Raw genomic sequence first — 11374 nt, 5'->3', positions numbered from 1 at the left:
GCCCCGGCCCCGGCCCCTCAGGCCCCCGCGCCCCACCCCGGCCGCCCCCACCGAGTCGGTGCCCTACGGGGCGGGTCTGAAGGTGTCGCTCTCGCCCGATGGCTCGAAATACATGCGTTTCATCACCTGGCACCAGGTCTGGACGCGCTTCAACCAGAACAATACCGGCTCGCAGCACACCTCCGGCGACCCGCAGCGCAACACTTTCGATGTGGGCCTGCGCCGCTCGCGTCTGATCCTGTACGCCCAGCTCAACCCGCGGTTTATGATCCTGACCCACATCGGCATCAACAACCAGAACGCGGTAGGCGGCGGCGTGGGCATCGGCGACCCGGGCAAAAAGCCCCAGCTGTTCGTGCACGAGGCCGTGGTGGAATACAAAGTAATCAGCCAGCTGAGCGTGGGGGCGGGCCTGCACTACCAGAACGGCATTTCGCGCATGACGCGGGCCAGCACCCTTAACTTTCTGGCCTTCGATGCGCCCATCACCAACTGGCCCACCATCGAAAAAACCGACCAGTTTGCCCGCTACATGGGCATTTACGCCAAAGGCCGGATAGGCAAGCTCGATTACGCGGTAGCCGTTAACGACCCGTTCGTGACCAGCCCGACGGCCACCCCGGCCACCGTGCCCACCAACGTGGCCGAGTACTATCCGCGCAACCATTCCAAGAACTTCCAGGGTTACTTCGCCTACGAGTTTCTCGACCAGGAAGCCAACCTGTTGCCCTACGCGGTGGGGTCTTATCTGGGGACCAAGCGGGTATTTAATATCGGGGCGGGTTTCCTGTTCAACAAAAACGCCATGTTCTCGCGGCCCGGCGCCCTGCCACCTCCGCCCACGGGCCAGCCCAACGCCGACCCCTACAGCTATGTGCCCTTCAAAACCCACAACATGGGCATCTGGTCGGCCGACGTGTTTTTTGATACTCCCCTCAACAAAGAGGCCGGCACGGCTTTCACGGCCTACGCGGTGTATTACAACTTCGATTTCGGCCCGAACTACGTGCGTAACATCGGCATCATGAACCCGAGTGCGGCCGGGGGCTCGGCTGCTATTCCGGGGGCCGGCACGCTGCGCGGTAATTCCTTCCCAACCGTGGGCACGGGCTCGGCCCTGTACGCGCAGGCTGGTTACCTGCTGCCCAAAAATGTGCTTGGGCCCAAGGCGCGCCTGCAGCCCTACGCTGCCTGGCTGCACGGCGACTACGAAGGACTTGAGGCAATAGGGGCCAAAAAAGTGAACGTGCTCGATCTGGGGGCCAATGTGCTGCTCGATGGCCACAATGCCAAGCTCACGCTTAATTACCGCGTCCGGCCCGACTACTCCAACCCGCAGAACCTTGACTACCGCCCCGAAATCACGCTCCAGACGATGATTTTCTTGTAAGCGTCCCGCAGTCCGCAATCCTCTCATTTCTCTAACCCCCAACACCCCAACTTCATGGAACAAGATGTAAACCGGGGCGGCTCGGCGGTGGCCCTCGATGCGGCCCCGGAGCACGACAACAACCAGGTTTCGACCAGCAAAATCTGGCAGGTAATTACTGCTTCCTCGGTCGGAACGGTGATTGAGTGGTACGACTTCTACATTTTCGGCTCGCTGGCCGCCATTATCGGGCCGGTGTTGTTTGGTACCACTGGTAAGATAGAAGACACTATTCTCGGGACGCTGGCCGTGTTTGGGGCTGGGTTTGTAGTGCGGCCGTTCGGGGCACTCGTGTTCGGGCGCATCGGCGACATGATTGGGCGTAAGTACACGTTTCTGCTGACGCTGCTGCTCATGGGCGGGGCTACGTTCGTAACGGGCCTGATTCCGAGCTACGACAAAATTGGGGTGGCCGCGCCCATTATCGTAACGCTGCTGCGCCTGCTGCAGGGCCTGGCGCTGGGCGGCGAATACGGCGGGGCCACTACCTACGTGGCCGAGCACTCGCCCGACAAAAAGCGCGGCTACTACACCTCTTTCATTCAGACGACGGCCACGGTGGGCCTGCTCATCAGCATCATCGTCATCATTGCCACCCGTAACCTTATGGGCGAGGCCGCCTTCAAAGAGTGGGGCTGGCGCATTCCATTCCTGCTGTCGGGCATCCTGGTAATTGCCTCGTACTACATCCGGCTCAAGCTGCACGAGTCGCCGCTGTTTGCCAAGGCCAAGGCCGAGGGCACTACCTCGAAGAACCCGTTGCGCGAGTCGTTTGTGAATCCCGTTAACCGCCGGCTGGTGCTTATTTCGTTGTTTGGCGCCACCATGGGCCAGGGCGTGGTGTGGTACACGGGGCAGTTTTACGCCTACTCGTTCATGCAGAACACGCTCAAGCTCGATATTATTGACGCGGCCCTGGTGCTGTGCGCCGCCCTGATTCTGGCCACACCGTTTTTCGTGTACTTCGGCGGCCTTTCCGACCGTATCGGGCGTAAGAAAATCATCATGATGGGCCTGCTGTGTGGGGCCATATTCACCATCCCGATATTTTATGGCATGAAGGCCTTTGCCGGCCCGCTCACCGAAACGGTGGCTGCCACCGTGGATGCCACCGGCAAGGCCGTACCGGCCGTAATGAAAGCCCTGAACCCGCAGCTGATACCCATGACGGCCCTGGTTTTCTGCCTGGTACTCTTCGTGACCATGGCCTACGGCCCAATTGCCGCCTACCTCGTCGAGCTGTTCCCGACCAAGGTGCGCTACACCAGCCTCTCGTTTCCGTACCACATTGGCAACGGTATTTTCGGCGGCTTTGTGCCCCTTATTGCCACGGCCCTCACGCTGTGGGCAGCCGGCAAACCCGACGGCACGTTTTTGAAGATGTGGAGTAGCTACGCCGGTCTGGTTTACCCGGTGGCCATTGCCTTCATCTGCTTCATTATCGGCTCCATCTACATGAAAGACGTGCGCAACGTCAAGCTCATGGACAACGAGTCGGGCGAGGTAGCCTCCTAGCCGGGCCGCGCGGCCACCGCAAATCCGCCGGGCCGTTGGTTCGGCGGATTTTGCTTATCCGGCAGGCAGGCAGGCGGTGAGTGGGGTAGCGGAGCTGGCACGCGGTGCTGCTTCAACTCCGCCCTGCCCTGCAGCACACTACCCATTTATGCCCGTACTTAACGCGCCATCTTCCCCACACGCCATGCCCAACCTCCAACCTTCCGAGCGGCCCGAGCAGCGGCGGGGGCAGCGGCTGCTGTTTCTGGCACTGCTGTTCGGGGTGCTGCTCAACTTCCCGCTCCTGGGTGCCTTCAGCCTCGACGCCCGCGTGGCGGGCATTCCGGTGCTCTACCTCTATGTGCTGGCGGTCTGGGTTGCGTTGGTTGCCCTCACGGGCTGGCTGGTGTCTTCGATTAAAAATTGAAAATCAGAACGTCATGCTGAGCTTGTCGAAGCATCTCTACCGCTTCGTTGTGGCAAAACGTTCGGTAGAGATGTTTCGGCAAGCTCAGCATGACGTTCTTTCGACTTTGTAAATAGCTTCAGCGACTCATACCGCCATACTTTCAATTAGTAATTCCCAAAATGTCCCCGCTGCTGGTAATCGGTTTTTCGTTTGGTTACCTCGGGCTGTTGTTCGGGCTGGCGTATGCGGCCGAGCGGCGGGTGGCGGCGCGGCGCAGCTGGGTGAGCAACCCCTACGTGTACGCCCTGAGCATGGCCGTGTACTGCACCGCCTGGACCTATTACGGCTCGGTAGGAAGGGCCGCGCATTTCGGGCTGGAGTTTGTGGGCATTTACCTCGGCCCCACGCTCATGGCGCCGCTGGCCTGGCTGGTGCTGCGCAAAATCATCCGCATCTGCCGCACCCAGCGCCTCACTTCCATTGCCGACTTTATCTCGGCCCGCTACGGCAAAAGCGCCAGTCTGGGCGCGCTGGCCACTGTGGGCTGCGTGCTGGGCGTGGTGCCCTACATTTCGCTCCAGATTAAGGCTATTGCGGCCTCGTTTGAAATGCTGACCCACGGGCCAAATGCGCTGGGGCTCCCCGTTGAAAATGCGGCGGCCGTGACGTCGGCGTTCTATACTACCGTGGTGCTGGCCTTCTTCACCATTGTGTTCGGGGTGCGCTCAGTCGAGGCTACCGAGCGGCACGAGGGCATGGTGCTGGCCGTGGCCGTCGAAAGCCTGCTGAAGCTGGTGGCCTTTCTGGTGGCCGGCCTGTTCGTGGCCTACGGGCTGTTCGATGGCTTTGCCGACGTGTTCGAGCGGGCCGCGGCCGTGCCCGATCTGCGCCGCCTGTTCACGCTGGAAGGAGCCGGCACCACGCCCGGGCAGTGGCTGACGCTGCTGCTGCTGAGTATGTCGGCTATTCTGCTGCTGCCCCGGCAGTTTCAGGTGAGCGTGGTGGAAAACGTGAACGAAGACCACCTGCGTAAGGCCATGTGGCTGTTTCCGCTCTACCTCATCATCATCAACCTGCTGGTGCTGCCGCTGGCCTTCGGGGGGCGCTTGCTCGATGGAGCCGGCCGCCTCGACGCCGATATGTATGTGCTGGCGCTGCCGCTGCAGGCGGGCCGGCCCTGGCTGGCGTTGTTCATCTACCTGGGCGGCCTTTCGGCGGCCAGCAGCATGATTGTGGTGGAAACCATTGCCCTAAGCGTGATGATCAGCCACCACCTGCTTATGCCGCTGCTGGTGCGCGAGCCCGTGGGCCGGGCCGAGGGGCCGCGCTGGTTTGCCCGCCTTGGGCAGCTGGCGCTGCACAGCCGGCGGCTGGCCGTGGTGCTGGTGCTGCTGCTGGCCTTCGCCTACTATGCCGCCGTGGGCCACTTGTTGCCGCTGGTAAACATTGGTCTTATTTCGTTTGCCGCGGTGGCGCAGTTTGCGCCCGTAGTGCTGGGCGGGCTGTATTGGCAGGGCGGCACCCGGGCCGGCGCCACGGCGGGCCTGCTGGCCGGGCTGCTGCTGTGGCTCTACACGCTGGTGCTGCCTACCGCAGTAGAGGCGGGCCTGCTGGCCAATACCCTGCTGCTCGAAGGGCCGCTGGGCCTGGGCTGGCTGCGCCCCGGGGCGCTGCTGGGCCTCACGGGCCTCGACCCGCTTTCGCACGGGCTCTTCTGGAGCTGGTTTTTCAACCTGGGGCTGTACGTGGGCGTGTCGTTGCTGGGGCGCGCGCCCTCGGCGCTGGAGCAGCGGCAGGCCGAGCTGTTCGTGCACGTATTCCGCCACGAGCCGGGCTTCGAAACCGGCCCGGCCGGCTGGCACAGCGTGGCCTCGCTGCCCGATGTACGGGCGCTGCTAACGGGCTTTCTGGGCCGCAAGCGCACGGCTCAGGCCCTCGGGGCTTTTCAGGAGCACTTCCCCGGCCATCCGGCCCGGCCCGATGATGCACCCGGCCCGGCCGGGGCCGTGGCGGGCCGGATGCGCCCGCCGACCCGCGGCTGCTGGCCTACGCCGAGAAGCTGCTGGCCGGGGCCATCGGCCCGGCCTCGGCCCGGCTGCTGCTGCGGTCCTCGGTGGGGGTCGAGGAAATCAGCTTCGATAATGTGGTCGTTATTCTCAAGGAAAGCCAGCAGTTGCTGGAAGCCAACCGCCAGCTCCAGAAGCAGCAGCGGCAGCTGCAGGCCCTCACCAGCCAGCTGCAGCAGGCCTACGACCAGCTTCGGGAGCTCGACCAGCACAAGGACGAGTTCCTCTACACCGTTACCCACGAGCTGCGCACGCCCCTGACCAGCATCCGGGCCCTGTCGGAAATCCTGAGCGACAACCCCGATCTGGAGGAAGAGGAACGCCACCGTTTCCTGCACACCATCACCCGCGAGGCCGAGCGCCTGAGCCGCCTGATTGCGCTGGTGCTCGATCTGGAGAAGTACGAGTCGGGCACGGCGCGCCTCGATAAAACACCCCTCGACGTGGCCGACATCATCACCGACGCCTTGGAGGCCGTGGGCCCGCCGCTGCGCGCGAAGCAGATACAGCTGGACCTGGCCGTGCCGCCCGGCCTGCCCGCCCTGCCCGGCGACCGGGACCGGATGATGCAGGTGCTGGTGAATCTGCTCAGCAATGCCATCAAGTCGTGCCGGGCCGATGGGACGGGGCGCATAGCCGTGGGGGTACAAACCACGGCCGGCGGCCTGCTGCTGTGGGTGCAGGACAACGGCAAAGGCATTGCGCCGGAGTTCCATCATCTGCTGTTCGACAAGTTTTACCAGGCCCAAAACCAAACCACGCGCAAGCCCGAAGGCACGGGGCTGGGCCTGGCCATCACCAAAAAAATAGTGGAGTTGCACGCCGGCCGTATCTGGGTGGAAAGCGCCACCGACCAGGGGGCCCGGTTTTCGCTGGAGCTACCGATTGCCGCAGTGGAGAGCCGCCGGTAGTATCTGATAAGTCCTCCTCAACCAACCCGCCCTGATACCGCTACCCCGGCAAACCTCTAAACGACTCTGCGTGCCTCTACAAAACCCTCCGCGCTCCTTTATGGGAAATCGGTAAAGAACCCCTAGCTATGAAAACGCCCCCGCATATTCTTATTGTCGACGACGAACCCAATATTGTGATGTCGCTCGAATTTCTGATGCGCAAGGCCGGCTACCGCGTCAGCATCGCCCGCAATGGTAGCGAGGCGCTGGAGGCCATCAGCCAAACGCCCTTCGACCTGATTATGCTCGATATTATGATGCCCGATGTGGATGGCTACGAGGTATGCCGCCAGGTGCGGCAGCATCCTCGGCAGGCCGGCACGCGGGTGGTGTTTTTAAGTGCCAAAAGCAAGGAAGCCGATATGCAGCAGGGCTATACGGTGGGGGCCGACCTCTACCTGACCAAACCCTTCAGCACCCGCCAGCTCATGGCGAAAGTAAAAGAGCAGTTGGCCACTGGCGGCGACTGAGCCTGCGCCGCCGCCCATTGCACTCCCGCATCCACTCACTCCAAACGCCCCCCGCCCATGCCCACCTACGCCGCCGACTACGCTGCCAGCCTCGCCGATCCGGCCGGCTTCTGGGCCGGGCAGGCCGCCCGCCTGAGCTGGTACCGCGACCCGCCCCGGCCGGTGCTGAGCCAGGACGAAGCCACTGGTTTCTACCGCTGGTTTCGGGGCGGCCAGCTGAATACCAGCTGGCTCTGCCTCGACTACCACGTAGCCAACGGCCGCGCCAACCAGCCCGCCCTGCACTACGACTCGCCCGTAACCGGCATGCGCCGCAGCTACACCTATGCCGAGCTGCTCGACCTGACGGCCAGGCTGGCCGGGGGCCTGCGTGCCCAGGGCGTGCAGCCCGGCGACCGGGTCCTCATCTACATGCCCAACATGCCCGAAGCGGTAGTGGCTATGCTGGCCTGCGCCCGGCTGGGGGCAGTGCATTCGGTGGTGTTTGGGGGCTTCGCGCCGCCCGAGCTGGCCGTGCGCATCGACGACGCGCAGCCCCGGGCCATCATCTGCGCTTCGGCCGGCATGGAAACCGACCGCCCGATTCCGTACCTGCCGCTGGTGCGCGAGGCCCTGGCCCTGGCCACCCACCGGCCTGCCTGCGTGGTGGTCAGCCAGCGCGACTTCTGCCCGGCCGAGCTGCCCGAAACCCCGGCGGCCGCTACTTCGGCGCCGGCCACCCGGTTCGTAGACTACCGCGAGCTGCTGGAAGCCGCGCCGGTAGCAGCCGTGCCGGTTGATGCTACGGCCCCGCTCTATATCCTCTACACCAGCGGTACCACCGGCCGGCCCAAGGGCGTGGTGCGCGAGCATGGCGGCCACGCCGTGGCCCTGCGCTATAGCATGGGGGCCGTTTTTGGGCTGAAACCGGGCGAAACCATGTTCAGCGGCTCGGACATTGGCTGGGCCGTGGGCCACAGCTACATCGTGTACGGGCCGCTGCTGCTCGGGGGCACCACGGTGCTGTTCGAGGGCAAGCCCGTGCGCACGCCCGACGCGGGCACGTTCTGGCGGCTGGCCGCCGACTACGGGGTAAATGTGCTGTTCACGGCCCCTACTGCCATCCGCGCCATCCGCAAGGAAGACCCCGGGGGCGAACTGGTCCACGGCTACGATTTGAGCAAGCTGCGCCACCTGTTTCTGGCCGGCGAGCGGTGCGACCCTGCCACCTATGCCTGGGCCGGCGAGCTGCTGGGCATACCCGTTGTCGACCACTGGTGGCAGACTGAATCGGGGTGGCCCATGCTGGCTACCTGCGTGGGCTATTCTGATGCGCTGCCGGCCCGCGCCGGCTCGGCCGGCCACCCGGTGCCAGGCTACGACCTCCACATTCTCGATGAGGAAGGCCAGCCCGTGCCCGCCGGCACCACCGGACTGGTGGCGCTGCGTCTGCCGCTGCCCCCCGGCTGCCTGCCCACGCTCTGGGAAGATGACGCCCGCTTTCAGGAAGCCTACCTCGACGCCTATCCCGGCTACTACCTCTCGGGCGACGGGGGCTACCGCGACGCGCAGGGCTACTGCTACATCATGGGCCGCCTAGACGACGTTATAAATGTAGCCGGCCACCGCCTGAGCACCGGCGAGCTGGAAGAGGTGCTGGCCGCCCACCCGGCCGTGGCCGAATGCGCCGTGCTGGGCCTCTTCGACGAGCTGCGCGGGCAGGTGCCGGTGGGCCTGGTGGTGCTCAAAGATGGCCAGACACTGCCTGAAACCGAGCTGGAGCAGCAGCTCATTCAGCTGGTGCGCAGCCAGGTAGGGGCCGTGGCCTGCTTCCGGAAGGCGGCCGTGGTGGCGCGGCTTCCCAAAACCCGTTCGGGCAAAATACTGCGCAAAACCCTGCGCCAGCTCGCCGACGGCGAAGAATTCACGGTGCCTTCCACCATTGATGACCCCGCTATCCTCGACGAAATCCGGGCCGTGCTGACCCGGCGCGGCGTAGGGCGGGGGCACCAGGAAAGCTAACTTCCCCGCCGGGCATCCGAAGCGCGGCCAGAACCCTGAACAGCGCCGCAACTATCATCCGGAAGGCAGCCAAGGCATGGAACAAACGCTACCTTAACGCGCCGGCTTCCCGGGCTTGCGTTGTTTGTGCCCCACAGGGCAGGGCCTTTTGGGCGATTCGCTGCTGGATAAACCCCTGCGTTGCTCTCCGGATGGTCGGCGCCTTCTGTTACAGCACCTTTGCTTTGCGCCGGATAACCTAATTTCACCTTCCTCATTCAGTTCCTCCTCTAGTTATACGCTCCATGCCTACCCCCGCTACACCCCAGCACGCCCGCATCCGTACCCTCGAAGGATACCACGAGGCCTACCACCTCAGCACCCGCCACCCCAACGAGTTCTGGGCCGCGGTGGCCGAGCCCTTTACGTGGCGCCGCAAGTGGAGCACCGTGATGGAGTCGGATATGGTGGCCGGCGAAACGACGTGGTTTGCGGGGGCGCGGCTCAACATCACCGAAAACTGCCTCGACCGCCACCTGGCCACCCGGGGCAACAAGCTGGCCCTCATCTACGAGCCCAACGACATAAAGGAGCGCCACCTGCGCCTGACCTACCGCGAGCTGCACCAGCGCGTGTGCCAGTTTGCCAACGTGCTGCTGAATAACGGGGTAGAAAAGGGCGACCGGGTGTGCCTCTACATGCCCATGATTCCGGAGCTCACCATTGCCGTGCTGGCCTGCGCCCGTATCGGGGCCGTGCATTCGGTTATTTTTGCCGGCTTCTCGGCCACGGCCATTGCCGACCGCGTGAACGATGCCCAGGCTAAGCTGGTGATAACGTCGGACGGTTTGAACCGCGGCGCCAAGCAGATTCCGGTGAAACGGGTGGTGGATGAGGCCCTCGAAACCTGCCCTTCGGTGCGCAAAGTAGTGGTAGTGGAGCACTTGGGCTGGCCGGTGCAGATGGAGGACGAGCGCGACGTATGGTACCACGAGGAGGCCGCCGATGTGGCTAAAACCTGCCCGGCCGAGGAAATGAAGGCCGAAGACCCGCTGTTTATTCTTTATACCTCGGGCAGCACCGGCAAGCCCAAGGGCGTGGTGCACACCACTGCCGGCTACATGGTGTGGGCTGATTACACCTTCCGCAACGTGTTTCAGGTAGAGGAGAACGACGTGTTCTGGTGCACGGCCGACGTGGGCTGGGTAACCGGCCATACGTACCTGATTTACGGCCCGCTGCTGGCCGGCTCTACCACCCTCATGTTCGAGGGCGTGCCAACCTACCCCGATGCCGGGCGGTTCTGGGAGGTGATTGACAAGCACTCGGTGAGTGCGTTCTATACCGCGCCCACCGCCATCCGCGCCCTCATGGCCGAGCCCCTCGACAACGTGCTCAGCTACTCACTCGACTCGCTGCGCGTAATCGGCTCGGTGGGCGAACCCATCAACGAGGAGGCCTGGCACTGGTACAACGAGCACGTAGGCAAAGGCCGCTGCCCGCTGGTAGATACCTGGTGGCAGACCGAAACCGGGGGCATCATGATTTCGGCGCTGGCCGGCATTACCCCCTCGAAGCCCACGTATGCCGGCCTGCCGCTGCCCGGCGTATGGCCCGTGCTGCTGCGCCAGGACGGCACCGAAATTGAAGGCAACGAGGAGGAGGGTTACCTAGCCATCAAACAGGCCTGGCCGGGCATTATCCGCACCACCTGGGGCGACCATAACCGCGCCGTGCAGACTTATTTCGCGGCCTACCCCGGCTACTACTTCACCGGCGACGGCGCCCGCCGCGACGCCGATGGCCTCTACCGCATTATCGGTCGGGTTGATGACGTGATTAACGTGAGCGGCCACCGCTTCGGCACGGCCGAAATCGAAAACGCCATCAACCAGAACCCTAACGTGGTGGAAAGTGCGGTGGTGGGCTACCCGCACGAGGTGAAGGGCCAGGGCATCTACGCCTATATCATCTGCCGCGAAGGCGCCTGCAAAAACGCCGCCGACGAGCCCCGCATTGAGGCCAGCGTCATCGAAACCGTGGTGGCCGAAATCGGTAAAATTGCCCGCCCCGACAAAATCCAGATCGTGACGGGGCTGCCCAAAACGCGCTCGGGTAAAATCATGCGCCGCATCCTGCGCAAAGTAGCCGAAGGCGACACCACCACGCTGGGTGATACCAGCACCTTACTTGACCCAGCCGTAGTAGACGATATTATCGAGGGTGCAAAGTAGGGCGGAGCCGTTTATGAGCGCGCCGCCTCCCCTTGTCTGAACAGCTTCCGGATAGTAGAATTTATGAGAAAGGGTTAAGCAAAGCGGCTGTAGCGCAAGGCTGGAGCCTCGCGCTGCAGCCGCTTTGCTCAGCTGCTAGCAAACCCAAGTTGCGAACTACAAACCGACTTGGTGTAGTGCGTGGGCAAAGATGAAAAGCACTATTTTTAAGGCGAAGCCGGCCGCTGTTACGGCATGAATCTGCTTGGGAAAGCGCGCTGTCAGGCAGCTGAAGGTGGTTTCAATACCTTTGCGAAAATACTGAATCAGAAAGTTTTGGGCCGGGTGGTGGGGCCGCTT

General features: G+C 63.5%; 8 protein-coding genes and 1 pseudogene. 8 read left to right on the top strand and 1 reads right to left on the bottom strand.

Annotated elements, in window-relative coordinates; translation table 11 throughout:
- The 8 genes from D0N36_RS19000 to acs all read left to right on the top strand — a co-directional run.
- A partial coding sequence (locus D0N36_RS19000; RefSeq protein WP_116943391.1) for a hypothetical protein occupies positions 1 to 1390 on the top strand: 1390 nt, incomplete at its 5' end.
- 54 nt (positions 1391 to 1444) lie between these two features.
- Entirely contained in the window at positions 1445 to 2944 is a 1500-nt protein-coding gene (locus D0N36_RS18995; protein WP_116943390.1) for an MFS transporter, read from the top strand.
- 184 nt (positions 2945 to 3128) lie between these two features.
- Entirely contained in the window at positions 3129 to 3350 is a 222-nt protein-coding gene (locus D0N36_RS18990) for a hypothetical protein (RefSeq protein WP_116943389.1), read from the top strand.
- A gap of 161 nt (positions 3351 to 3511) precedes the next feature.
- On the top strand, positions 3512 to 5659 hold the full coding sequence (locus D0N36_RS18985) for a sodium:solute symporter family transporter (RefSeq protein ID WP_242479003.1): 2148 nt from the start codon (positions 3512 to 3514) through the stop codon (positions 5657 to 5659).
- Positions 5548 to 6309 (top strand): sensor histidine kinase, encoded by a 762-nt coding sequence (locus D0N36_RS19845; RefSeq protein WP_242479004.1) that lies wholly within the window; start codon positions 5548 to 5550, stop codon positions 6307 to 6309. The genes D0N36_RS18985 and D0N36_RS19845 overlap by 112 nt, the downstream gene beginning before the upstream one ends.
- A gap of 128 nt (positions 6310 to 6437) precedes the next feature.
- Entirely contained in the window at positions 6438 to 6821 is a 384-nt protein-coding gene (locus D0N36_RS18980; protein WP_116943388.1) for a response regulator transcription factor, read from the top strand.
- A gap of 57 nt (positions 6822 to 6878) precedes the next feature.
- Positions 6879 to 8822 carry an AMP-binding protein gene (locus D0N36_RS18975; protein ID WP_116943387.1) on the top strand — a complete coding sequence of 648 codons (1944 nt, stop codon included), beginning with the start codon at positions 6879 to 6881 and terminating at the stop codon, positions 8820 to 8822.
- Between the two features lie 284 nt (positions 8823 to 9106).
- A complete protein-coding gene (gene acs, locus D0N36_RS18970; protein ID WP_116943386.1) occupies positions 9107 to 11035 on the top strand; it encodes an acetate--CoA ligase in 1929 nt (642 codons plus the stop codon).
- Positions 11036 to 11191: 156 nt separating this feature from the next.
- Here the strand turns inward: acs and D0N36_RS19385 are convergent.
- Positions 11192 to 11374 (bottom strand): annotated as a pseudogene (locus D0N36_RS19385) (IS982 family transposase); the annotation flags it as partial.

It is taken from the genome of Hymenobacter lapidiphilus (genome assembly GCF_003417065.2).
Classification (GTDB): domain Bacteria; phylum Bacteroidota; class Bacteroidia; order Cytophagales; family Hymenobacteraceae; genus Hymenobacter.
This window is presented reverse-complemented; position numbering and strand designations above follow the sequence as displayed.

Excerpts from the sequence above, each read along its gene's own strand:
- D0N36_RS18995 (WP_116943390.1), top strand. The coding sequence starts at position 1,445 with ATGGAACAAGATGTAAACCGGGGCGGCTCGGCGGTGGCCCTCGATGCG.
- D0N36_RS18990 (WP_116943389.1), top strand. The coding sequence starts at position 3,129 with ATGCCCAACCTCCAACCTTCCGAGCGGCCCGAGCAGCGGCGGGGGCAG.
- D0N36_RS18985 (WP_242479003.1), top strand. The coding sequence starts at position 3,512 with ATGTCCCCGCTGCTGGTAATCGGTTTTTCGTTTGGTTACCTCGGGCTG.
- D0N36_RS18980 (WP_116943388.1), top strand. The coding sequence starts at position 6,438 with ATGAAAACGCCCCCGCATATTCTTATTGTCGACGACGAACCCAATATT.
- D0N36_RS18975 (WP_116943387.1), top strand. The coding sequence starts at position 6,879 with ATGCCCACCTACGCCGCCGACTACGCTGCCAGCCTCGCCGATCCGGCC.
- acs (WP_116943386.1), top strand. The coding sequence starts at position 9,107 with ATGCCTACCCCCGCTACACCCCAGCACGCCCGCATCCGTACCCTCGAA.